Here is a 21,477-nt window from a genome sequence, read left to right as displayed (position 1 = left end):
CGTCAGCGGCCGGCCGGCAGCACCATCGTCACCAGCACCGATGCATCGGTGTCGGCGGTCAGGTCATAGCGCACGCACGGGCCGACGTAGAGCAGGTCGCCCTGGCGCAGTCCGCGTTCGGCGCCGTCCACGCGCAGGCGGACTTCGCCTTCCAGGCACTGCACCGTCATCGGGCCGTCCACCGCATGGGGCGGCACATGCTTGCCCGCCTTCAGCACCAGCCGCATCACTTCAAGCGGGCCTTCCTTGAACAGGGCTTGGGTGACAGTCTGGTCCAGGCGCGTGCCCAGGGGCAGCACGCTGGCGATCTGTCCGGAAGCTAGGTGAGGGAGGGACATGCGCGGCTCCTCGCTGAAGTGGGGTCGTGGGGTCGTGTGCTATGTGCGTTGTCAGGCGCTGCTGGCTTTTGCCGCCAGCACGCCTTTCCAATCTAGCACCGGAGCGCGCGCCTCAGTAGCGTTCAGCGTGCCGCAGTCGGCGAAGCCGGGGCCGCCGATGCGGGCGCCGCGTGGGCGTTTTGTGCGCACGGAATCGCATGGCGGGCGCGTGCTTCGGCGCGGGCGCGCTCGATCACGGACCAGTCCGGGCCCGCGCTGGCGGGCAGGGATGCGGCAAGGGCGCCAAGGGCGAGCATGGCGATCAGGATGGCTTTCATGGGGATGTCGTCGAAGCGAGTGGGAGGCTTGGGGGGCTGGCCGAAAAGGTCCTTCCGGCCAGCAGTGCCGCCACGGCGAGCGCCGCGGCGGACGGAAGCAAGTTTCAGGCGGCGTGTGCCGGCGGCGCCGAGACGCCGGTGCGGTCCATGCCCGCCAGGTCCATGCCGGCGGCCGGCTGGTTGGCGCCGTCGGTGAACGGGTCGCGCCTGCCGTTGACATGCGCGCCGTCGGTGAACGGATCGCGCTTGCCGTTGACGTGCGCACCCTCGGTGAAGGGATCGCGCTTGCCGTTGTGCTGCAGGTTGTAGCCGTAGCGGGCGGCTTCGTCGGTGCCGTGGTCGCTCAGGCCTTGCGCTGCGGCCGGGCCGCAGGCGAGCATGCCGGCGCCGAGGGCGGCGATGGAGAGTGTCGTGGCAAGGAGGGCTTTGAGATCGTTGTTATGCATGTCTGCTGTGTCTTGGGTAAGGGGACGGCACGGTTTACGCAGCTTGCTGCGGTCCGTGCGGGGTGGGCGGATCTGCCTGCCCGCACGCCGTCCGTTTCGCCTTGTGGGCGGTGCCGGGCGCGCAACGCGCGGGGCACGGGACGAAGTGTAGTCACGCCGATCCATTCCGGTGATGATTTAAAAGGACAAAAGTCAGTCGCTTTTTTCATCGTTATGCGAAGCGCCTTCCGACGGTCCTGGCGAGGCTTTGCGGCCGGCCTGCCAGCCGCCGCCCAACGCGAGGAACAGGTCCACCTGGCGGTATGACACCTGTGCTTCGGCCGCGGCCAGCGCGGCCTCGGCATCGGCCAGCGCCAGCTCGGCGTCGAGGCGGTCGAGGAAGGGGATGCGCCCGGCCTGCTGCAGCCGCACCTGCTGGCACGCGGCTTCGCCGGCCTGCTCGCGCGCGGCATGCAGCGCCTCGCGCCGCTCCAGCGCGCGGATATAGGCGGACAGCGCCGTCTCCGTTTCCTGCAGCGCGCGCAGCACTGTGCCGTCGAAGCGGGCCAGCGCGGCGTCGGCGGCCGCCTCATGGCCGTGGATGCGGTGGCGCACGCCGTTGGTCGGCAGCGACCAGCTCAGCAGCGGACCCAGGCTCCAGCGCGCCGTCGGGCCGCTGCCGAGGTCGCTGAGCACGCCGGTCAGGCCGGCGCTGGCGCCGATGCGGATCGACGGATACAGGTCCGCGGTGGCGACGCCGATGCGCGCGGTCGCCGCGGCCAGTTCGCGCTCGGCCTGGCGGATATCGGGACGGCGCCGCAGCAGCGCGGCACCGTCGCCTACTGGCAGCGGCGCGTGCAGTTCCGGCTCGGCATGGCACTCGACCTCGTCCGGCGCCAGCGCCGACGGCGCCTTGCCCAGCAGCAGCGCCAGGCGGTGATGTGCGGCGGCGCGCTCCGCCGCGAAGGCCGGCAAGGCGGCGCGCAGCGCTTCCGTGCGGGCGCGTTCGCGTGCCACGTGGGGCGGCTGCGCGCGGCCGGCGGCGACCAGCCGGCGGGTAGCGTCCAGTGTTCGCTCCTGCACCGCAAGCTGCTGCGTGGCCACGGCCAGTTCATGAGTGGCGGCGCAACCCTGCACGTAGGCGCGCACGGTCTGCGCGGCAACGCTGACGCGCACCAGGTCGAGGGTGGCTTCGCTGGCTTCGGCGCTGGCGAGCGCGGCCTCGTCGGCACGCGCCAGCTTGCCGAAGAAATCGACCATGTAAGACACGCCGAAGCCGAAATCGCCCAGGTTGAACACCGGCGGCTTGACCGTCTGCAGGAAGCTCTGGGCCGACAGCTGCGCGCGCGCCACGCTGGCGTCGACGCCGCCTTGCGGCAGGTTCTCGGACTCGACTTCATGCAGCAGCGCCACCGCGCGCCGCAGGTTGGCCGAGGCGGCGCGGATGTCGGTGTTGGCCGCCAGCGCCTGCCGCACCAGCTGGTCGAGCCGCGCGTCGTCATAGAGGCGCCACCAGTCGTCCGGGACCGGGCCGATGTCGACGCCATGCGCATTGGCGCCCAGCAGCGCGCCGTTGGCCTGTGGCGCCTTGATTGCGGCGTGCTCCGGCACACGGTAGTCCGGGCCTACCGTGGTGCAGGCGCACAGGCACGCGGCCGCGCACGCCAGCCAGCGACGGCGCGCGCTCATGATCGCGCCGCCGCCTGGCGCCGGGGTTCGCGCACCGACACCGTCGCGGTGCGGCCCGACACCAGCCGGACGTCGGCCGGAACGTCTTCCAGCACGATCCGCACGGGCACGCGCTGCGCCAGCCGAACCCAGTTGAAGGTCGGGTTGACGTTGGGCAGCAGGTTCGAGCCGGCACTGCGGTCGCGGTCCTCGATGCCGGCGGCGATGCTCTGCACATGCCCGCGCAGGTGCCGCGGCTCGCCCATGATATGGACGTCCACCGGGCTGCCGATATGGATGCGGTGCAGCCTGGTTTCCTCGAAATAACCTTCCACATGGAACGACGCTGCGTCGACCATCGACAGCACCGGGCGGCCGGTGGAGACGTAGTCGCCCAGCCGCGGCAGGCGGTCGTTGAGGTAGCCGGCCACCGGGCTGCGCACGCTGGTGCGCTCCAGGTTCAGCCGCGCCAGCCGCACCGTGGCCTCGGCCTGCGCCAGCGCGGCCTCGCCTTGCTCCACGCGGGCGCGGCCCTGTTCGGCGACTTCGCCCGCCACCAGCCCGTCGAGCGCCCGGTTGCGCGTGGCTTCGCGCCGCGCCTGGGCCAGCGTCGCGCGCAGCGTGGCGGCGGTGGCCAGCGACTGCTGCAGCGCCAGCACGTAGCGGTCGCGGTCGATCTCGAACAGCACCTCGCCGCGCTGCACGTACTGGTTGTCGCGCACCAGCACGCGCGTGACCAGCCCGGAAACGTCGGGCGCGACCTGGACGATATCGGCGCGCACATGGCCGTCGCGGGTCCACGGGGCGGCCGTGTAGTAGTCCCACAGGTGGCGCAGCACCAGCACGGCGGCCAGCACGGCCAGCAGCGTCGGCAGCAAGGGAAGCAGGGGGCGGAGTCGGAGTTTCATGACGGCAGTCCCGGCACCGCGGCGAAGACTGCCGCCACGGCGCCCAGGACGATCACATAGAGGGAAAGGTTGAACAGCGAGCGGTGCCAGATATGCCGGTAGCAGCCCAGCGACGCCAGCGCCATGCGGATCGCGGTGGCGACGGCGAAGGCCAGCACCATCAGCACCAGCACGCCTGGCACGAACACGCCATAGAGATCGATTTCACTGAGCATCGGGGAGCGGCAAGAGCGATGAGTGGGATCAGGCTGCGCGCGCCGGCGGGCACGCGGGCTGCAGCGTTACCTGCAGCACCACCAGCGCGCCCAGCGCACCGCTGTCCTGGCGTGGCAGCGCGGCGATGGCATCGGCGACCCAGCGCTGCAGCGCCGCCGGCGCCGCCACGGCATGGCCGCTGCGCAGCCGTGACCGGTAATGCCGCGCGACTGCCGCCAGCACCCGGCGCACCGGCTTGCGTGCCGCAAGCGGGAGGTTCGGCAGCGCCTTGTGCAGCGCCAGCGCGCAATAGCCGACCTGCAGCGCATGGAAGCCGTCGGCAGAGAGCGGGTCGCCAGCGACCCCCAGGCGCGGCACCAGCTGGCCGAGCCGGTCGAGCATGCGTGCGCCGAGCCCTGCGTCGCCATCAGCCGCGCGCAGCGTGGCCGCCCGCGCCAGGTCCTGCCAGCTCGCGCGCACCAGCCGGTGCGCTGCCGCGCGCGCGCCGAACGGGCGCACCGCCATCGCCCACAGCGGTGCGAACAGCATCGAGGCGGCACTCGCCAGGCAGGCATTGAAGGTGCCGAGGAAATCCGCGTCGAAGACTGCCTGCACATTGGCGAACGAGGCGGTGTTGACCGACAGCAGCATCGCGATCAGCTGGAAGCCCGGCCGCGCCACCAGCAGGCCGATGCCGAGGTAGGGCAGCGCCAGCATCGCCGCCAGCACCTCGAAGGTATGCGCGTGCGGGACCACCACGAAGAGGTAGCCCGAGGCCACCAGCAGGCACACCAGGCTCCAGCGCAGGAAGGGTGCAGCCATGCGGCGCGGTTCGTCGATGGCGGCAAAGAAGCAGCACGCGATCGACGCCACCGCCACCGCGCCGGCGCCGTCTTCCCAGCCCGAGAAAATCCACAGCAATCCGGCACAGAACACCGCCAGCCCGCTGGACGCGGCGCCGAACAGCAGCATGCCGTGGTCATGGTGACGGCCGGTACTATCTGGTGCCGGCTGGCTGCCGGCGGACAGCGCCTCGGGGCCGCGCTCGCCGATGCCACGTTGCAGCGCCAGGCATTCCGCGTACAACGCGCACAGGCGTTGCAACTGGTCGACGGCGGTCGTGGCGAGCCGCGCCGGCCAGTCTTCGTCCGCGCCGTACAGGCGCCAGTCGCTGTGCAGCGGCGGAGCCGGCTGCGCGGCACCGCTGTCCAGCCAGGCGGCGGTCGCATCCAGTGCCTGCCGCAGCGTCGCCGGCAGGCCGCCGGGCAGGCCGCGCAGCGCCTGCAGCACGCTTTCCAGCGACGACAGCAACGGCATCAGCATGGTCATGCGCTGGCGCAGCGCGCGCGCATGGCGCAGCGTGCGGCTGCCTTCGGTGTCATAGGCGAGCTGGGCGATCAGCTGGTCCAGCGCCAGGATGTCGCTGGCAAGCCGATGGCGGCCGTCGTCGGCGCCGGGGCTGCCGCGCAGGATCGCCGCGGCCCAGCCGCTGGCGTCGGCAAGCCAGCTCTGCGCACGCTGGCGCAGCGCGGGGGCTACCTTGGCCGGGAATACGATCGATCCGACCAGCCCGGCGCAGGCAATACCGATCACGATCTCCTCGAGGCGCGCCACGGCAATATCGAAGATCGCCGCCGGCTGGCTGACCGCCGGCAGTGCCACGATCGGCAGCGTGTACGCCGCCAGCAGGAACACATAGCTGCGCGGCGAGCGCTGCAGCAGCGACAGGTACACCAGCACGGTGATCCACAGTGCGATCGCCCCCATCAGCACGATCGGCATGTTGACCAGCTGCGGCACCGTCGCGACCGCGGCCGTCGCGCCGAGCACCGTGCCGGCGACGCGGTACGCTGCCTTGGAGCGGGTCGCGCCGGTCAGCGGATGCGAGACGAAATACACCGTGGCCATGGCCCAGTACGGACGCGGCAGGCCCAGCGACAGGGCGATATAGAGCGCCAGCATCGCGGCGGCGAATGCCTTCAGCGAGAACAGCCACTGTCGTGCATTCGGCCAGCTAGCCATGGAACAGGGTCTTGAAGACAAGGAGTTTGGGGGCGCGCAGCGCCGCCTGCCACTCCACGCTTCATGGCGGCGCAGTCGGGCAGGGGCGATGTGTGGAAGCGAAGTGTAGCCAAACCCTTGGCATTCCATTCATGATTTAATATTGGCTTCACCATTCGCTTTGTTCATGGATGCGGTGCCGCCACGGTCCAGCCTCAGATCCACATGCCTATCGATATCCGCGCGCTGCGCTATTTCGTCGAGACCGCGCGCCTGCACAGCTTCACGCAGGCGGCGGGTTCGCTGTTCGTCACCCAGTCGACCATCAGCAAGATGGTGAAGCAGCTCGAGGACGAGGTCGGGCAGCCGCTGCTGATCCGCGAAGGCAAGAGCGTGCGCCTGACCGACGTGGGGCGCGTGGTCTACGAACGCGGGCAGGAAGCGCTCGGCGTGGTCCACCGGCTGACGCTGGAGGTGGCCGACCTGTCATCGCTGGGCCGCGGACAGCTGACGGTCGGCATCCCGCCGATGGTCAACCTGTTTTTTTCGCCGGCGGTCAGCGCGTTCCGGCAGCGCTATCCCAACCTGCAGCTGACGCTGGACGAGCACGGCGGGCAGGTGGTCGAGCAACTGGTCGCCAGCGGCGAACTGGAGGTCGGCGCCACGGTGCTGCCCGGAGACAGCGGCCTCGCGCTGGAGACAAGGCAGTTCGGCCGGCACCCGATCTGGGCGGTCGGGCCGCGCAAGGCGAAGTGGGCGCGCGGGCGCACGGTCACGCTGGGCGCGCTGCGCGACGAGCCGCTGGTGATGCTGACCGACGACTTTTCGCTGACGCGCAAGCTCAAACAGGCCTTTGTGGAAGCGCGCATCGAGCCGCGCATCGTGGCGCGCAGCGGCCACTGGGATTTCCTGGCGTCGATGGCGGCGGCAGGACTTGGCACCACCTTCCTGCCGCAGCCGCTCGCCGAGCGGCTGCAGGGCCAGGACACGCTCGCCATGGCGCGCCTGACTGAACCGGCGATGGACTGGACCATGGCGCACATCTGGTCGCCGGGACGCTACCTGTCGCACGCGGCGCGCGCGTGGCTGGCGGTCTGCGATGAAGTCCTCGGGGAAGGAGGAAAGCGGTAGCGGCGCCAGTGTGTGCCTCAGTGCGCGCCTATTTGCGCCGGCACTGGTCCGGCGCGATATTCAGCCGCACCAGCGACTGCCGCCCCGCGGTGTAGTGGTACAGCAGCGTCACGCCAAGCTTGCCCAGCACCGGCACGTCCGGATTGCGGCAGATGCCGCGCTCAAGGATCGGCTTGGCCGAGGCCATGTATTCGCGCGTGCCGTCGCGCGTGGCATCCACGCCCGACACCTTGAGCTGGAACTCGACGATCTTGCCAGGCCGGGTCACGCAGCCCTCGAAGCGCGTGGTGTCGTCCAGGTCCAGCGGGCCGGCGCGCATCAGCTCCTGGCAGGCCATCCGCAATTCGCGGTCGGCATTGCCGGCCGTCAGCCGCGTGACGCCGGTCATGCCGGTCGGCTTGCCGCGCACGGTGCCGAGCAGCAGGGTGGCGAGGCCGGAAAGCTGCTGGCCCTCCACCGGCGGCGCTGCCGGCGCGGCGGTGGCGGCCAGGGATGTGGCCAAGAATGTGGCCAACGCGGCGGCCACGGAAACAAGGACCGGCAGGGAGCGGTGGGGCGTCGCCGTCGAGGCGGCTGGGGTAAAGCGCATAAAGGGGCAGGGTGGGTTAGTTTTTTTGTAGCCTGCTACTTTAGCCCCTGCCCCCTGTTGCCGTTGTCAGGCATTGTCCTACGCGCCACGGCGTTGGCGTCGTGCGACGGGCTGTCGGAAGCACTTTGTGCCGATGCGGTCGCCGCCGTCACAGCTCCAGCACCAGCCGGCATCCGCCGGCCGCACGCGAGCAGCACGCCATCATCCGGTCGTTGGCATCGCGTTCGGTGCGGGTCAGGACCACGTCGCGGTGATCGACCTGGCCGGCCAGCACGCGCACTTCGCACGAGCCGCACAGGCCTTCCTCGCAATCGCTCTGCACGTCGATATTGGCGCCGCGCAGCGCCGCCAGCAGGGTCTGGCCGGCGGGCACCTCCATGACCAGTCCGGAGTCCTTCAGCTCGACGGTGAAAGGCTGTTCCTTCGACGCGTCCAGCGTGCCCAGCCGCGACACGAAATGCTCGACCCGCAGCGCGTCCTCCGGCCACGCCGCGCAGGCATCGGCGAGCGCATCGAGCAGCCGTTGCGGGCCGCAGGCGTAGACGTGGGTGCGCGGCTGCGGCGTGGCCAGCATGGCGGCGAAGTCGGCGCGGCGGCCTTCGTCGCCGGCGTAGACATGCAGGCGCTCGCCATGCAGGGCCTGCAGCGCGTCCAGCATCGCCATCGAGCCGCGCGAACGGCCGCAGTAATGGATCTCGTAATCGATGCCGAGCTGGCGCGCGCGGCGCGCCATCGCGCTGACCGGCGTGATGCCGATGCCGCCGGCGATGAAGATGGCGCGCGCGCAGCCCTCGTCGAAGCGGAAATGGTTGCGCGGGCCGCGGATGCGCAAGCGGTCGCCCGCCGTAACGCTGCCGTGCACCCAGGCCGAGCCGCCGCGGCTGTCGGGCTCGCGCAGCACGGCGATTTCCAGCGCGGCGGCATCGTCGGGGTCGCCGCACAGCGAATACTGACGCGACAGCCCGGTATCGCCACACTCCACGTCGATATGCGAGCCCGGTGCCCAGCGCGGCAGCGGCTTGCCGTCCGGCGCCGCCAGCCGCAGCCGTACCACGCCGGCGGCGGCGGGGGCGATGCTTTCCACCACCACGGTGCGCGCGCTGGTGTGCGCCGACGGCTCGCCGATGCGCACGGGCTGGCGCTGCGCCAGCAGCGCGGGGTCGCGGCGCTCCGGGTTCTGCGCCGGGTCCCATTCGACCAGCAGGTGCTCGGGGCCGCGGAACGACGTGTTGGGCACGTAGGTGAAGGACTGTTCCGCCAGCCGCATATGCGGGAGCCGGCGCGTCAGCTCTTCCAGGAAGATCTGCATCTCCATGCGCGCCAGGTTCTTGCCCATGCACTGGTGCGAGCCGTAGCCGAAGGTCAGCTGCTCGCTGGCGTTGTCGCGGCGGATGTCGAACAGGTCGGCATCGGCGAAGTGGCGCTCGTCATGGTTGGCCGAAGAGGTCACGATCAGCAGCTTGCTGCCGGTGGCCAGGCTGATGCCGCCTACCTCCGTATCGCGCGTGACCAGCCGGCGCCACGCCGCCACCGAGCCGTTGTGGCGCAGGCATTCTTCCACCGCGTTGGGGATCAGCGACGGATCCTCGCAGATCTCACGCCATGTGTCGGGATGCTGCAGCAGCAGCTTGATCGCGTTGGCCGAGGCATTGGCGGTGGTCTCGTGCGCGGCGACGATGCCGGCCATCATCATCGAATGCAGGTAGGAGTCGGTGACGACCTCGGGCAGTGCCTTCTGCTTGCGCAGGCCGTACTGCATCCAGCCCGGACCCGACGGGTCCTCGCGCATCTTGTCGAGGATGCGCCCCGCCAGCTGCCAGAAGTTGCCGACCGCATGCGCGACCGCGACCTGTTCATCTGGCCGGGGCCGTCCCCACGTGTTGACGGTATGGGCAATGGAGTACTGGCGCAGCAGGTCCATGTCTTCTTCGGGCACGCCGAGGAAATGCAGTGCCACCGTCAGCGGCACTTCCCACAGCATCTGGTCGACCAGGTCGGCGCGGCCGTCGTCGATAAATTGGTCGACGTATTCGCGCGCCAGGCGCCGCACCATCGGCTCGTGATGCGCCAGCTCGGCAGGCGTGAACGGATCCATCAGCGCGCGCCGGCGCGGCATGTGGGCCGGCTCGTCCTCGTTGACCAGCGTGCGGTTCATGGCATAGCCGTACGAGGCCAGCACCGCGTTGGCTTCATCGCCGGTGGGCGTGATCTTCTCCAGCGCGATCGACGGGCTGAAGGTGATGTTGTCGCGGAAGATCGCCTTGATGTCGTCGTAGCGCGTGACCACCCAGTAGCCCAGTTTGGGGCTGTAGAACACCGGTTCCTGCTCGCGCGACCAGCGCACGTATTCGGGCGGATCCTGCTGGTAGCCGTCGCCGAACGGATCGAACTCAGCCGCCTTGTGGCTGACCGGGCAGCCATTGGGGGCGGTGAAGGCGGAATGGTCGACGGGACAGCCGCCGCGCGCGGTGCCGGGGGAGGGGGTGGCCATGCTGCGTACTCCTGCAAAAACATTGCCGTCCGGGCGGGCCGGACGGCCTCAAAACGATACCCGCTCAGTTGTCCAGCGTGATCTTCAGGTCGCGGATCAGCCTGGTCCAGCGTGCCGACTCGGTGCGCAGCAGTTCGCTGAACTGCGCCGGCGTATTGCCCACCGGCTCCACGCCGAAGTCCACCAGCCGCTTGTTCACCGCCGGCTCGCGGATCGCCGCGACCACGTCCTTGTTCAGCGTGTTGATGACCTCCGGCGGCGTGGCGGCCGGCACCACCATGCCGACCAGCGCGGCAGCTTCGACGCGCGGATAGCCCAGTTCGGCGAAGGTCGGCACGTCGGGCAGCTGCGGCAGCCGGGTGGCATTGGCCACTGCCAGCGGCCGCACCTTGCCGCCCTTGATAAAGCCGGCGCCGGCGGCGTAGTCCACCATCATCGCGGCGACCTGGCCGGCGGCCACGTCGGACAGCGCGGGCGCGGCGCCGCGGTACGGCGCGTGCGTCATCGGCAGGCCACCGGCTTCGACCTTCAGCAGTTCCATCGCCAGGTGGTGCGGGCTGCCGGCGCCGGCGGAGCCATAGTTGACGCCGCCTTGCGTGGACTTCGCCTGCGCGATGAATTCCCTGGCGCTTTTCACCGGGCTGTTGGCGCCGACCACCAGGATCATCGGGAAGCGGCCCAGCAGCGTGACCGGCGCGAGGTCCTTGCCCGGGTGGTAGGAAAGCGTCTTGTACAGGACCGGGTTGAACACCAGTGTGCCGTTGTCGGCGGACAGCACGGTATAGCCGTCTGCGGCCGAGCGCGCCGTCTCGGCCGCGCCGATCGCCGTGTTGCCGCCGGGCTTGTTGTCCACCACGACCGGCTGCCCGACCTTGGCCGACAGGCCCTGGCCGATGGTGCGCGCGAGGAAGTCGGAGCCGCCGCCGGCGGCGTACGGCACGATCCAGCGGATCGGCTTGGCCGGGTAGCTGTCGGCGGCGTGCGCCGGCAGCGTGGACAGCAGGGGCAGGACGAGCGCGCCGAAAGCGGCGATAGCCAGGCGCGGCAGCAGGGGGCGGGGCATGTGGTTGTCTCCGATGAATTTCTGTTTTGCGTAAATCTTATACGCATTGCGTAATCATTGAATGAGGGTTAACCTGCAAGCGACCGCCCTACCGCCGCCAGACGAGGCGTGGCCTAATCGCCTGCCTATGCCAACACCACTGCCATGCCCGCATCCCGCTCCAAGCCCGCCGCCCCCGAAACGCCTGCCGACGCCGCCTCGCCCCGCGCACGGGAGCGCCGCCAGCGCGTGCAGTCCGCTGTCACGGGCATGGCGGTGCTCAAGGGGCTGGCCAGACTGGGCGGGCGCGCCAGCCTGACCGCGCTGGCCGCGCATATCGACGAAAGCCCGGCCAAGGTGCATCGCTACCTGGTCAGCCTGCTGGAAGAGGGGCTGGTTGCGCAGGAATCCGGCACGCAGCAGTACCACCTGGGCTACGAGGCGCTGCAGATCGGCATGGCGGCGATGCGCCAGGCCGACCCGATCCGGCTGGCCGAAGCCTCGCTGGTGCGGCTGCGCGAGGCGCTGGAAGTGACGTGCTTTGTCGCGGTGATGGGCAACAAGGGCCCGACCATCATGCGTTTTGAAGAACCGGGCTTGCCGGTCACGGTGAACGTGCGCGCGGGGTCGGTGATGCCGCTGCTGTGGTCAGCCACCGGGCGCGTATTCCTGGGCCTGCTCGACGAAACCCGGGTGCAGGCGCAAGCGGCGGAAGAACTGGCAGAGGCTAGCCCGGCGCGGCTGGCATCGCTCGACCGGGACGACCCGATCGGCGCGCTGCGCCGCGCCGTGCAGGCCGACGACTGCGCCTGGGTGCGCGACACCAACCTGACCGGCATCAGCGCCGTGGCCGCGCCGGTACGCGACTACACCGGCCGCGTGTGCGCGGTGCTGACAGCGCTGGGCGCCACCGGCGGCTTCGATCCGTCGATCGACGGGCCGGTCGGCACCGCCGTGCGGCACGAGGCCCGCGTGGTCAGCGCCGCGCTCGGCTTCAACCCCGAAGCGGCGTCCTAACGTCCGGCTTAAGCGCCGGACCAGCCTGCACGGCATTGTGCGGTCCGCGCTCAAACGCGTATATTCCTCGCGGATTGCCGACATTCCTGCCACTGCCTGACATGAAGACCCTTGCCCCCACGCGCCTCGCGGCGCTTGCCGCCGGCGGCCTCCTGTGCACGCCAGCCACGTACGCCGCCGACAAGGCCGACCCGCGCCAGCTCGAACGCGCCGTCAACGAGGCGATCGCGCCGATGATGAAGGCGCACAACGTGCCGGGCATGGCCATCGCGGTGACGGCCGGCGGCAAGCAGTACTTCTTCAACTATGGCGTGACGGCGAAGCGGGGCGGCAAGCCTGTCACCGAGTCGACCCTGTTCGAGATCGGCTCGGTCAGCAAGACCTTCACGGCGACGCTGGCGGGCTACGCGCAGGCGCGCGGTCTCATGTCGCTGTCGGATCCCGCCGGCAAGTACCTGCCTGCGCTTGCCGGCAGCGCGCTGGGCACGACCAGCCTGCTCGACCTTGGCACCTATGCGGCCGGCGGCCTGCCGCTGCAGTTTCCGGAGACGGTCAACAGCCCGCAGGCAATGACCGATTACTTCAAGGCCTGGCGACCGGCGTACGCGGCCGGTACCCACCGGCGTTACTCGAACCCCAGCATCGGCCTGTTCGGCTACCTCGCCGCGCGCAGCCTGGGCGAGCCGTTCGACGACCTGATGGAGAAGACCCTGTTTCCGGCGTTCGGCCTGAAGCGCACCTATATCCGGGTGCCGAAGCCGCTGATGCCGGACTACGCGTGGGGCTATACCAAGGACGACAAGCCGGCGCGCGTGACGCCGGGCGTGCTGGATTCCGAGGCCTACGGCGTGAAGACCACGTCTGCCGACATGATCCGCTTCGTCGAGGCCAACATGGCGCCGGCGGGGCTTGACGGCAGGATGCAGCGCGCCATCGCCACCACGCGTACCGGCTACTTCAAGGTCGGCGGCATGGTGCAGGGGCTGGGATGGGAGATGTATGCCTATCCGACGCCGGTCAGCGCCATCCTGGCGGGCAGCTCGCCGCAGATGGTGTTCGAGGCCAACAAGGTCGACAGGCTGGAGCCGCCGCAGGCGCCGGGCGCCGATGTGCTGGTCAACAAGACCGGGTCGACCAACGGGTTTGGCGCATACGTCGTGTTCGTGCCGGCAAAGCGCATCGGACTGGTCATGCTCGGCAACAAGAACATGCCGGTGCCGGCGCGGGTGGAGGCCGCGTACCACATCCTGACAGTGCTGGACGGCGAGCTGGCAGCAAAGCGCTAGGGGAACGACCTCCAGTCGCGCAATAAAAAAAGCGGCCCGAAGGCCGCCTGTGTCTACTACGCTACGCGCTGAAGCGCGGTCAGAACTGCTCCGGCGTCAACGCATTGACCGGCGCGGCACCGCCGACGACGGCATCGCGCAGCGCCGTTGCCTGCGACAGGATGTGCTGTGCGAAGAAATGCGCCGTGGCGATCTTGGCGTCGTGGAAGTTCGGATCCTCGGCGCGCTTCGCATCCGCGGCCAGCATGGCCCGGCCCAGCTGCCAGCCCGAGAACACGATGCCGCACAGCTTCAGGTACGGCACGCTGCCGGCGAACACGGCATTCGGGTCCGACTTGGCATTGGCCACCACAAACTCGACCACCGCTTCCAGCGCCGCGCGGCCATTGGCCAGCTGCGCCTGGACCGCGGTAAAGGCCGCGCCGCCATGCTTGCCCAGCGCGGCCTCGGTCTCGGCGATCTGCGCGCAGATCGCGCGCGCCACCGCGCCGCCGTCGCGCAGGGTCTTGCGGCCGACCAGGTCGTTGGCCTGGATGGCCGTGGTGCCTTCGTAGATCGGCAGGATGCGGGCGTCGCGATAATGCTGCGCGGCGCCGGTTTCCTCGATAAAGCCCATGCCGCCGTGCACCTGCACGCCGAGGCTGGTGACGTCGATCGACAGCTCCGTGCTCCAGCCCTTGACCACCGGCACCAGGAATTCATAGAACGCCTGGTTCTGCTTGCGCACGGCTGCGTCCGGATGCTGGTGCGCGGTGTCGCTGGCGGCCGCGGCCACATAGGCGACGGCGCGGGCGCCTTCGGTCAGCGCGCGCATCGTCATCAGCATGCGCTTGACGTCGGGGTGATGGATGATGGTGACGCCTTCACGCGCCGAGCCGTCGACCGGGCGGCTCTGCACGCGCTCGCGCGCATACGCCACGGCCTGCTGGTAGGCGCGCTCGGACACCGCGACGCCCTGCATGCCAACGGCGAAGCGGGCCGAGTTCATCATGATGAACATGTACTCCAGGCCACGGTTCTCTTCGCCCACCAGCGTGCCGATGGCGCCGCCGTGGTCGCCGAACTGCAGCACGGCGGTCGGGCTGGCCTTGATGCCGAGCTTGTGTTCGATCGACACGCAGTGCACGTCATTGCGCTCGCCCAGGCTGCCGTCGGCGTTGACCAGGTACTTGGGCACGATGAACAGCGAGATGCCCTTGACGCCTTCGGGCGCGTCGGGCGTGCGGGCCAGCACCAGATGGACGATGTTCTTCGCCATGTCGTGCTCGCCGTAGGTGATGAAGATCTTGGTGCCGAAGACCTTGTAGGTGCCGTCGCCCTGCGGCTCGGCGCGGGTGCGCACCGCGGCCAGGTCCGAGCCCGCCTGCGGCTCGGTCAGGTTCATGGTGCCGGTCCACTCGCCGCTGATCAGCCTGGGCAGGATGGTGGCCTTCTGTTCGTCCGAGCCGGCGGTCAGCAGCGCTTCGATGGCGCCGTCGGTCAGCAGCGGGCACAGCGCGAACGACAGGTTGGCGCTGTTCAGCATTTCGATGCAGGCGGTAGAAATCAGCTTGGGCAGGCCCTGGCCGCCAAATTCCTGCGGATGCAGCACGCCTTGCCAGCCGCCTTCGCCGAACTGGCGGAAGGCATCCTTGAAGCCGGGGGTCGTGGTGACCACGCCATCCTTCCAGCTGCTCGGATCCAGGTCGCCGGTGCGGTTGAGCGGCGCCAATACCTGTTCGTTGAACTTGGCGGCTTCGTCGAGCACGGCCCCGGCCGTTTCCGGCGTGGCTTCCTCGAAGCCGGGCAGCTGGCTGACAGCTTCAAGACCTGCGAGCTCGTTCATCACGAACAGCATGTCTTTGAGCGGGGCACGGTAGGTCATGGATGTCTCCTGTCTGTACGTAGTACGTCTTTGTTCCTGGGTGGCGCGCAAGCCATGGCGCCTGGCCGCAATGCGGGCCGTGATGGGTGATTAACGAGATCGTAACGCGGGAAGCGCCGGCCGCGGCTATCCAAAGCTGCCCATTCATTGACGAAACCTGCCGCCCTATGCAAACCGGCGCGCGGGAATGCGCGCTGGCCGGCGGGCCCCGGCCGGGTGGCAGGATTTGTCAGGCGCTCGCGGGCATGGTCCGGTAGGCCTTGGGCGTGCTGCCGGTCCAGTTGCGGAAGGCGCGATGGAAGGCGGTCGGGTTGTCAAAGCCGATATCGAAGGCGATCTCCGCGATCGCGTCCGTGGTGCGCGTCAGCCGCTGGATGGCAATGTCCCGGCGGACCTCGTCCTTGATCGCCTGGAAGGTGGTGCCCTCGGCGGTAAGCCGCCGGCATAGCGTGCGCACGGAGAAGTGCAGGTCCTGCGCCACCGCTTCGATGGTCGGCGTCGCCGGCAGGCAGTCGGCCAGGTACTGGCGCACATGGTGGCACACCATCTGTTCCTCGAACGAGACGAAGATCCAGTCCTCCGGCGCGCGCGCCAGGAACTTCTGCAGGTCGGCCTTGCGTCGGCGCACCGGCATGTCCAGGTAGGCGTGGTCGAACCTGAGCAGCGTCTGGCGGCCGCCGAACTGCACGGGGCCGGGAAACAGGTAAAGCGAATCGCTGGCGCGCGGCGGCCGCGGGAAATCGAACTCCACCCGGGCCAGCGGGATGCGCTTGCCGATCAGCCAGGAGGCGACGCCGTGGACCAGCTTGAGCATCAGCTCGCTGCCCAGCGCGCTGACGCCGGGGCCGGCCGGGTCGGCCTGCAGCACGACCTCGCCGAAGCCGTCCTCGCGCCCGGACTCGAGCCGGAAATCGTCCAGGATCAGGTGGAAGAACTGGCCGAAGCGGTGCAGCGCCACCTCCAGCCGCGGCGCATCGAGCAGGCTCAGGCACAGGAACTTGAGCGTGCCGTTGCGCAGCGGCCGGCTGAAGATGCCGGGCATCTCGTCGTCCAGCTCCATCGCGAGTTCGCGGTAGAGCGTGGAAAACTGTTCCTCGGTCACGCGCGCGGCGGGGGCCTGCAACAGGCCACGCGGGATCCCGGCGCGCTCCGCCAGCCGCGCCATGGCGGCAGGGTCGGCACCGGACAGGAAGCCGTTGACCAGTGAAATCGGGACGGTGGCGGTGAACTGGGTCAATGTCGCGGGACGGGCAAGGCGGTACGGAAGCGGGGCGGTGCGTGGCTTATTTTGTCATAGCCCGGCGGGTGTCGGCGGCGCTACGGATGTCGTTGCTGGCCGTGTCGAGCGTCGCGACTGTGGCCGGTCCTACGCGGACCGTGCCGGTTCCTCCGGCGCGCGCGCGCCGGGTCCGCCTCCATATGTACGCTGGCCAGGCCGGCGTTGAGCTGGTTCAGGAAATGGACCAGCGAAACCTTGTCGTCGAAGCCGAAACTCGCCAGTGCCTGGCGGTAGAACTCATAGATCCTGGGTTGCAGGCCGTTCCAGAACTCCCGCCCCTTTGGCGTCAGCACAACCTTCTTGGCGCGGCGGTCCACCGTGTCGGCCACACGCTGGACATGCTTTTCCCGCTCCAGCCGCTTGAGCACGCCATCGAGGCTTTGCCGGCTCACCACAAGGTATTCCGTCAGCTCGGAGAACGACATGCCTTCCGATACCTGCGGCCGCGACAGCGCCCCCAGCACGGACCACTGCACGGTAGTGATGCCGAGCGACTTGCTGGTCTGCCGGTCCAGCGTATTGCCGGCCTGGAACAGCCGGAAGAACAGCCGGTTATGGACGGATGCGTCGGACGGGTCGTACGTGGAATCTGGTTTGGTCATGGTGTGGGTTGGACACTGGCGCGCCGTGCGCTTGCCATGGGTGTGCCTATTCTAAGGCGGCGGGGAGCACACACGTGCGCGGGGCGAAGGGTGGGGCGGCGCGGGCCTGGTCCTACCTCAATCGGTCCGGATGTGTGTTGTCGTCCTCTTCTTCTGCATTTGCGCAAGGATCTTGATTATTATTTCTGCCGTTTGACAGGCAGAACCTGGCCTGGTATCGGATATTTCAGTAAATATGAGTAATGATATTGACGTATAGCCGGCGCATACCTAGTATTCTCCGGACTCTTGCTACAAAGGCTCGCTGGAACACAAGACATGGAAGTGGCACAAGCCGCGCGAACCCACCGGTCCACCCAACCGGAAATGGGCATCGCCGACATGCTCCATCGCATCCGCGCCGCGGCCCGGACCATCCCGGCCGAGGCAAGGCGCCAATGGCCCGGCGACGCCAATGCGGTGACACGCCGCCTCAGCCGACTGCTGTCGCTGGCCATGCGCCAGCAATCCGCGCTGGACATTGCGGTGATCCTGGGCAGTGCCGCCGAGCTTCGCTATTTCCCGGACGATGCGGCGCTGGAGCGGTGTACGCGCATGGTCGAGTCCCACGGTGGCAAGGCCATGCGTGCGGTCGTCTGGGCGGTCCGGCATCGCCGCGTGCGGGCCGGCGTAACTATTACCCGCCGTTTTATCGTCGACGCGGTCGACTGACCTCAAAGAAGAAGCGGGCCCTGGCATTGTGCCGGGCCCGCCCTCTATTTCCAGCGGCGCACCGTCGCGCCGCTCGCCAGCAAGACTTTCTCAGGTTCGCGCTTCAGCCACGCCCGGCACCACCGATGCCGGGGCCACGCTTGCCGCCGCATCGGCATGCTGCGCCGATGCCGACAGCCGATGGTTGATGCACGCCAGGGCCAGCGCACCCACGATCCCCGCGGCGCCGATGACCAGGAAGTTCTGCGCCAGCGGCAGCTGCAGCGAAACGATCAGCCCGATCAGCACCGGCGCCGCGATGGCGCCGAGCCGTCCGATGCCCGAGGCCATGCCTACGCCGGTCGAACGGATCGACACCGGATAGAACTGGCCGCTATATGCATAGGCGACGATTTGCGCGCCGGTAGTGCAGGCACCCACCGCGCCGATCAGCAGGTAGAGCATCTCGGTCGAGGTCTTGAACGTCATCAGGTACAGGAACCCGCCGCCCAGCAGGTACATCACCACCAGCACCCACTTGATATGGAACCGGTCGGCCAGCCAGCCGCCGCCGATCGCACCGACCACCGCGCCCACGTTCAGCGCGATCACGAAGCTGAGCGCCGAGCCCAGGCTGTAGCCCGACATCGCCATCAGCTTGGTCAGCCAGGTGCTGAGCGCATAGACCATGAACAGGCCGGTGAAGAAGGCGATCCAGAACATGACCGTGCTGAAGCCGCGCCCGTCCTGGAACAGGCGGGCCACCGGCACACCGGTGGCGCGGTCCTGCTGCGGTACGCGGAAGGTAGCGCCGGCATCCAGACGCAGTTGCGGGTCGATGCGCTGCGCGAGGGTGCGCAGGTCCTTTTCGTTCTGGCGCGACACCAGGAACGACAGCGACTCCGGCATCGTCTTCAGGATGAACGGGATCAGGAGCACCGGCACGCCGGCCGCGAAGAACACGATCTGCCAGCCAAATCCGGCAATGAACTGCTTGCCGATCACCGCGGCCAGGATGCCGCCGATGGCGTAGCCGGAGAACATCACCGTGGTCATGAAGCTGCGGATCCTGCGCGGCGAGTATTCCGTCATCTGCGCGACGATATTCGGCATGACGCCGCCGATGCCGAGGCCGGCGATAAACCGCATCACGCTGAACGTGACCGGATCGCTGGTCAGGCCTGCGGCCGCGGTGAACACGCTGAACAGGAACACGCACAGCGAGATCGTCCAGCGCCGGCCGATCCGGTCTGACAGGGCGCCCAGGAAGATGGCGCCGAACATCATGCCGAACAGCGCCGAGCTCGCCATGAAGCCGGCCGTCGACGCGGTGACGCCCATCTCCTTCATGATCGAAGGCAACGCGGCACCCGCAACGGCGATGTCATAGCCGTCGATGATGATCACCAGCAGGCACCAGGCCAGGACGCGCGCATGGAATCGGTTAAAGCGGGCGTTGTCGGCCAGCTTTTGTACATCAATGTGCTGCATTGTATGTCTCCTTCACCAATCTTCTTTTGAATGCTCAACAAGCGGCGAGGGCCTTGAAGCCGGCTCCCGGCCTGGGCTGGACGGAATATGGTTGAAGCGAGGTTATACGTCAAGATCATTACTTATATATAGACGAAAACCTAGGGTAATTCCGGTAAAAAAGTGCGGAATTGTCGGTTATTCGGTCAATAAGTTGATTTATCAAGGTATGCGGGTGGACGCCAATAGGTCCGGTCGCCGATTGATGCAATGCGCGCACCTGCAAGGGCCCGGCGCGCAGCGCTGAAAGCCGGGACGCGCGGCTGGCCTGGATCGCCTGATGGCCTGCGTCCCGCACCCGTCACGGCATTCAGGCCAGCGTACTGAGCCGTGCCTGCAGCCGCCCGCGCGTGATCGCGCCGATCTGCGCCAGCGCCTCGTCCAGCTCCAGCTGCGTGCTGCGGTCGATACGGCGTTCCAGCGCGGCGAAGATGCCGTCGCGCGTGTAGTGCCGCACGCAGATGATGAACGGAAAGCCGTGCCGCGCGTGGTAAGCGGCATTCATGCGGTCGAGCGTGGCTTCCTGCTGCGCCGACATCGCGTCCAGCCCCGCGCTCTTCTGCTCGGCATTGGAATCCGCCGTCATGGTGCCGGAGCGGATATTGCCGGCGGACAGCATCGGGTGCAGGTTCAGGAAATCGCACTGGGCTTTCGCATCCAGCTTGCGGATGACATCCATCATCGCATCGTGCAGCGCGCTGGCCGAGGCAAAGGGCCGCTGCGCCCAGGCGCGTTCGGCGGCCAGCGGAAAATGTTCGAACACACTGCCGAACGCTTGCGTAAAGCCGGACTGGTCCAGCGCATTGACCGGCGCCAGATCGAGTGACTGTGACATGGACTGCTCTCCCGTAAGGCCCGCCGCAGTGGGCCGGGCATGGAAACCGAATACGGGCCGAGTATAGAAAGCAGGCATGGCCGCGGCGAGGGGCCCGGCCGTATAGGACGCATAACAGAATCCGATACCGCTAGGCGCGTCCGGCAGCGCCCAGGTCACGCAGGTCACGCAGCGCCTGCGACGCCGCCGTCAGCATGCCGCGCAGCCACGCATGCGCGGCCGAGCGGTGGCGCGCGGGATGCCACAGCTGGTAGAAGCGCATGAACGGGAACTCGATCGGCGGCCTGAGCACCGCCACCGGCACGTGCTGCGCGTGATAGTTGGCAAAGTGGCGGCCCGTGGTCAGGATCAGGTCAGTATCCGGGATCAGGCTCGGCGCGAGGTTGAAGTAGGGGCAGCTCACGCGGTTGTCGCGGTGCACGCGCATTGTGCTCAGGCCCGTGTCGACCAGCCCGCGCTGGTCGCGCGAGTAGGGCGTGGGCACGATATGCGCAGCGCCCAGGTAGGCCTGCGCGGTGAACTTGCCCGGCTGGTTATGCACGCTGTCCCGCGCCACCATGCAGACCACTTCGTCTTCCAGCAATACCGACAGGTGCAGGTGTTCCGGCGGATTGGGCCAGTTGCCGATCACGATATCGATGGCGCCCTCGGACAGCGCCTGCTCATAGTCGAAAGTGGCGGTCAGCGGAATCGCCGCGAGCCGCGCGTGCGGCGCCACGCGGCGGAACTCCCGCACCACGTGGGCAAAGAACGGCGGCGCGAGGTAGTCCGGCATGGCTACGGTAAAGCTCTGCTCGGTGGTGGCGGGGTCGAAGCGGTCGTCCGACACCAGCAGGTTGTCCAGCGCGCTCAGCGCCGCCTGCGCGTTGCGGGCGATCTGCAGGGCGCGCTCGGTCGGCACCATCACGTTCTTCTCACGCGTGAGCAGCGGGTCGTTGAAGATTGCGCGCAGCCGCTTGAGCGCCGAGCTGATGGCCGGCTGCGACTGGTTCAGGCGGATGGCGGTGCGCGAGACGCTCTGCTCGGCAATCAGGATGCACAGCACGCGCAGCAGGTAGGTATCAAAGGGGTCGTCGGCGCGGATCATGCGGAGTCTCGGGCGTTCTGGTCGGTAAGTAGGCGCGGGCAGCCGGCGGCGCAACCGTCGCATGTTACGTGCTGCCCATGGCGGCTTTGTAGCCTTTTGCGCACCGCACGGCAACGCGGTCGAACCCGCACGCGGCCGGGAACGGCAACCCACAAGTGGCCCGCGCAACGTGGCAAAGCCGG

The 21,477-nt window shown here is 68.5% G+C and carries 20 protein-coding genes; 4 read left to right on the top strand and 16 right to left on the bottom strand.

Annotation, left to right across the window (positions count from 1 at the left end; all coding sequences use genetic code 11):
• Window positions 1-2: 2 nt before the first annotated feature.
• The 7 genes from AC5WJ1_RS27760 to AC5WJ1_RS27730 all read right to left on the bottom strand — a co-directional run bounded on the left by AC5WJ1_RS27760 (window position 3) and on the right by AC5WJ1_RS27730 (window position 5,873).
• Window positions 3-338: a cupin domain-containing protein gene (locus AC5WJ1_RS27760; RefSeq protein WP_133093184.1), complete on the bottom strand. Its 336-nt coding sequence runs from the start codon at window positions 336-338 to the stop codon at window positions 3-5.
• A gap of 122 nt (window positions 339-460) precedes the next feature.
• Window positions 461-655: a hypothetical protein gene (locus AC5WJ1_RS27755; RefSeq protein ID WP_135702608.1), complete on the bottom strand. Its 195-nt coding sequence runs from the start codon at window positions 653-655 to the stop codon at window positions 461-463.
• Window positions 656-759: 104 nt separating this feature from the next.
• The gene (locus AC5WJ1_RS27750; protein WP_135702610.1) at window positions 760-1,101 is read right to left on the bottom strand and encodes a hypothetical protein; all 342 of its coding nucleotides are present in this window, start codon (window positions 1,099-1,101) and stop codon (window positions 760-762) included.
• Window positions 1,102-1,293: 192 nt separating this feature from the next.
• Window positions 1,294-2,769: an efflux transporter outer membrane subunit gene (locus tag AC5WJ1_RS27745; RefSeq protein WP_494476791.1), complete on the bottom strand. Its 1,476-nt coding sequence runs from the start codon at window positions 2,767-2,769 to the stop codon at window positions 1,294-1,296.
• A complete protein-coding gene (locus tag AC5WJ1_RS27740; protein WP_494476790.1) occupies window positions 2,766-3,656 on the bottom strand; it encodes an efflux RND transporter periplasmic adaptor subunit in 891 nt (296 codons plus the stop codon). Before AC5WJ1_RS27740 ends, AC5WJ1_RS27745 begins: the two co-directional genes overlap by 4 nt.
• Window positions 3,653-3,871 (bottom strand): DUF1656 domain-containing protein, encoded by a 219-nt coding sequence (locus tag AC5WJ1_RS27735; protein ID WP_135702616.1) that lies wholly within the window; start codon window positions 3,869-3,871, stop codon window positions 3,653-3,655. The genes AC5WJ1_RS27740 and AC5WJ1_RS27735 overlap by 4 nt, the downstream gene beginning before the upstream one ends.
• Window positions 3,872-3,899: 28 nt before the next feature.
• A complete protein-coding gene (locus tag AC5WJ1_RS27730) occupies window positions 3,900-5,873 on the bottom strand; it encodes an FUSC family protein (RefSeq protein ID WP_494476789.1) in 1,974 nt (657 codons plus the stop codon).
• 204 nt (window positions 5,874-6,077) lie between these two features.
• Here AC5WJ1_RS27730 and AC5WJ1_RS27725 point away from each other — a divergent pair, with 204 nt between their 5' ends.
• Complete coding sequence (locus AC5WJ1_RS27725) at window positions 6,078-6,983, top strand: LysR family transcriptional regulator (protein WP_135702620.1); 906 nt, start codon at window positions 6,078-6,080, stop codon at window positions 6,981-6,983.
• Window positions 6,984-7,011: 28 nt separating this feature from the next.
• Here the strand turns inward: AC5WJ1_RS27725 and AC5WJ1_RS27720 are convergent, their stop codons facing one another.
• From AC5WJ1_RS27720 to AC5WJ1_RS27710, 3 genes are all read right to left on the bottom strand, one after another.
• Window positions 7,012-7,572, bottom strand: coding sequence for a hypothetical protein (locus tag AC5WJ1_RS27720; RefSeq protein WP_135702622.1), 561 nt, complete (start codon window positions 7,570-7,572; stop codon window positions 7,012-7,014).
• Between the two features lie 148 nt (window positions 7,573-7,720).
• Entirely contained in the window at window positions 7,721-10,063 is a 2,343-nt protein-coding gene (locus AC5WJ1_RS27715) for a cytochrome P450/oxidoreductase (protein ID WP_494476788.1), read from the bottom strand.
• A 64-nt stretch (window positions 10,064-10,127) separates the two neighbouring features.
• Window positions 10,128-11,126, bottom strand: coding sequence for a Bug family tripartite tricarboxylate transporter substrate binding protein (locus AC5WJ1_RS27710; RefSeq protein ID WP_434034043.1), 999 nt, complete (start codon window positions 11,124-11,126; stop codon window positions 10,128-10,130).
• A 144-nt stretch (window positions 11,127-11,270) separates the two neighbouring features.
• Between AC5WJ1_RS27710 and AC5WJ1_RS27705 the strand changes: the two genes are divergently transcribed.
• Both AC5WJ1_RS27705 and ampC read left to right on the top strand, forming a co-directional pair.
• Complete coding sequence (locus tag AC5WJ1_RS27705; protein ID WP_133093174.1) at window positions 11,271-12,122, top strand: IclR family transcriptional regulator; 852 nt, start codon at window positions 11,271-11,273, stop codon at window positions 12,120-12,122.
• 101 nt (window positions 12,123-12,223) lie between these two features.
• On the top strand, window positions 12,224-13,408 hold the full coding sequence (gene ampC, locus AC5WJ1_RS27700) for a class C beta-lactamase (protein WP_494476787.1): 1,185 nt from the start codon (window positions 12,224-12,226) through the stop codon (window positions 13,406-13,408).
• 79 nt (window positions 13,409-13,487) lie between these two features.
• Here the strand turns inward: ampC and AC5WJ1_RS27695 are convergent, their stop codons facing one another.
• The 3 genes from AC5WJ1_RS27695 to AC5WJ1_RS27685 all read right to left on the bottom strand — a co-directional run bounded on the left by AC5WJ1_RS27695 (window position 13,488) and on the right by AC5WJ1_RS27685 (window position 17,153).
• Window positions 13,488-15,272 (bottom strand): acyl-CoA dehydrogenase, encoded by a 1,785-nt coding sequence (locus AC5WJ1_RS27695; protein ID WP_434034041.1) that lies wholly within the window; start codon window positions 15,270-15,272, stop codon window positions 13,488-13,490.
• Window positions 15,273-15,501: 229 nt separating this feature from the next.
• On the bottom strand, window positions 15,502-16,437 hold the full coding sequence (locus AC5WJ1_RS27690) for an AraC family transcriptional regulator (protein WP_135703936.1): 936 nt from the start codon (window positions 16,435-16,437) through the stop codon (window positions 15,502-15,504).
• A gap of 152 nt (window positions 16,438-16,589) precedes the next feature.
• A complete protein-coding gene (locus tag AC5WJ1_RS27685; RefSeq protein ID WP_494476786.1) occupies window positions 16,590-17,153 on the bottom strand; it encodes a MarR family winged helix-turn-helix transcriptional regulator in 564 nt (187 codons plus the stop codon).
• Between the two features lie 318 nt (window positions 17,154-17,471).
• On the opposite strand from AC5WJ1_RS27685, the gene AC5WJ1_RS27680 reads away from it, so the two are divergent.
• On the top strand, window positions 17,472-17,864 hold the full coding sequence (locus AC5WJ1_RS27680; protein WP_135702634.1) for a hypothetical protein: 393 nt from the start codon (window positions 17,472-17,474) through the stop codon (window positions 17,862-17,864).
• 90 nt (window positions 17,865-17,954) lie between these two features.
• On the opposite strand, the gene AC5WJ1_RS27675 is transcribed toward AC5WJ1_RS27680, so the two are convergent.
• The 3 genes from AC5WJ1_RS27675 to AC5WJ1_RS27665 all read right to left on the bottom strand — a co-directional run bounded on the left by AC5WJ1_RS27675 (window position 17,955) and on the right by AC5WJ1_RS27665 (window position 21,295).
• Window positions 17,955-19,334: an MFS transporter gene (locus tag AC5WJ1_RS27675; RefSeq protein ID WP_135702636.1), complete on the bottom strand. Its 1,380-nt coding sequence runs from the start codon at window positions 19,332-19,334 to the stop codon at window positions 17,955-17,957.
• Between the two features lie 349 nt (window positions 19,335-19,683).
• On the bottom strand, window positions 19,684-20,208 hold the full coding sequence (uraD, locus tag AC5WJ1_RS27670; protein WP_135702638.1) for a 2-oxo-4-hydroxy-4-carboxy-5-ureidoimidazoline decarboxylase: 525 nt from the start codon (window positions 20,206-20,208) through the stop codon (window positions 19,684-19,686).
• Window positions 20,209-20,338: 130 nt separating this feature from the next.
• Window positions 20,339-21,295: a LysR family transcriptional regulator gene (locus AC5WJ1_RS27665; protein WP_133094712.1), complete on the bottom strand. Its 957-nt coding sequence runs from the start codon at window positions 21,293-21,295 to the stop codon at window positions 20,339-20,341.
• Window positions 21,296-21,477: the final 182 nt, after the last annotated feature.

The sequence above is a fragment of the Cupriavidus sp. MEYA8 genome (assembly GCF_059278825.1).
Note: the sequence above shows the minus strand (reverse complement) of the source record. Positions and strands in the feature narration are given on the sequence as shown.

What these genes read in the sequence shown, in the direction of transcription:
- AC5WJ1_RS27760 (WP_133093184.1), bottom strand. Translation starts at nt 338, where the DNA reads ATGTCCCTCCCTCACCTAGCTTCCGGACAGATCGCCAGCGTGCTGCCC.
- AC5WJ1_RS27755 (WP_135702608.1), bottom strand. Translation starts at nt 655, where the DNA reads ATGAAAGCCATCCTGATCGCCATGCTCGCCCTTGGCGCCCTTGCCGCA.
- AC5WJ1_RS27750 (WP_135702610.1), bottom strand. Translation starts at nt 1,101, where the DNA reads ATGCATAACAACGATCTCAAAGCCCTCCTTGCCACGACACTCTCCATC.
- AC5WJ1_RS27745 (WP_494476791.1), bottom strand. Translation starts at nt 2,769, where the DNA reads ATGAGCGCGCGCCGTCGCTGGCTGGCGTGCGCGGCCGCGTGCCTGTGC.
- AC5WJ1_RS27740 (WP_494476790.1), bottom strand. Translation starts at nt 3,656, where the DNA reads ATGAAACTCCGACTCCGCCCCCTGCTTCCCTTGCTGCCGACGCTGCTG.
- AC5WJ1_RS27735 (WP_135702616.1), bottom strand. Translation starts at nt 3,871, where the DNA reads ATGCTCAGTGAAATCGATCTCTATGGCGTGTTCGTGCCAGGCGTGCTG.
- AC5WJ1_RS27730 (WP_494476789.1), bottom strand. Translation starts at nt 5,873, where the DNA reads ATGGCTAGCTGGCCGAATGCACGACAGTGGCTGTTCTCGCTGAAGGCA.
- AC5WJ1_RS27725 (WP_135702620.1), top strand. Translation starts at nt 6,078, where the DNA reads ATGCCTATCGATATCCGCGCGCTGCGCTATTTCGTCGAGACCGCGCGC.
- AC5WJ1_RS27720 (WP_135702622.1), bottom strand. Translation starts at nt 7,572, where the DNA reads ATGCGCTTTACCCCAGCCGCCTCGACGGCGACGCCCCACCGCTCCCTG.
- AC5WJ1_RS27715 (WP_494476788.1), bottom strand. Translation starts at nt 10,063, where the DNA reads ATGGCCACCCCCTCCCCCGGCACCGCGCGCGGCGGCTGTCCCGTCGAC.
- AC5WJ1_RS27710 (WP_434034043.1), bottom strand. Translation starts at nt 11,126, where the DNA reads ATGCCCCGCCCCCTGCTGCCGCGCCTGGCTATCGCCGCTTTCGGCGCG.
- AC5WJ1_RS27705 (WP_133093174.1), top strand. Translation starts at nt 11,271, where the DNA reads ATGCCCGCATCCCGCTCCAAGCCCGCCGCCCCCGAAACGCCTGCCGAC.
- ampC (WP_494476787.1), top strand. Translation starts at nt 12,224, where the DNA reads ATGAAGACCCTTGCCCCCACGCGCCTCGCGGCGCTTGCCGCCGGCGGC.
- AC5WJ1_RS27695 (WP_434034041.1), bottom strand. Translation starts at nt 15,272, where the DNA reads ATGACCTACCGTGCCCCGCTCAAAGACATGCTGTTCGTGATGAACGAG.
- AC5WJ1_RS27690 (WP_135703936.1), bottom strand. Translation starts at nt 16,437, where the DNA reads ATGGCGCGGCTGGCGGAGCGCGCCGGGATCCCGCGTGGCCTGTTGCAG.
- AC5WJ1_RS27685 (WP_494476786.1), bottom strand. Translation starts at nt 17,153, where the DNA reads ATGACCAAACCAGATTCCACGTACGACCCGTCCGACGCATCCGTCCAT.
- AC5WJ1_RS27680 (WP_135702634.1), top strand. Translation starts at nt 17,472, where the DNA reads ATGGAAGTGGCACAAGCCGCGCGAACCCACCGGTCCACCCAACCGGAA.
- AC5WJ1_RS27675 (WP_135702636.1), bottom strand. Translation starts at nt 19,334, where the DNA reads ATGCAGCACATTGATGTACAAAAGCTGGCCGACAACGCCCGCTTTAAC.
- uraD (WP_135702638.1), bottom strand. Translation starts at nt 20,208, where the DNA reads ATGTCACAGTCACTCGATCTGGCGCCGGTCAATGCGCTGGACCAGTCC.
- AC5WJ1_RS27665 (WP_133094712.1), bottom strand. Translation starts at nt 21,295, where the DNA reads ATGATCCGCGCCGACGACCCCTTTGATACCTACCTGCTGCGCGTGCTG.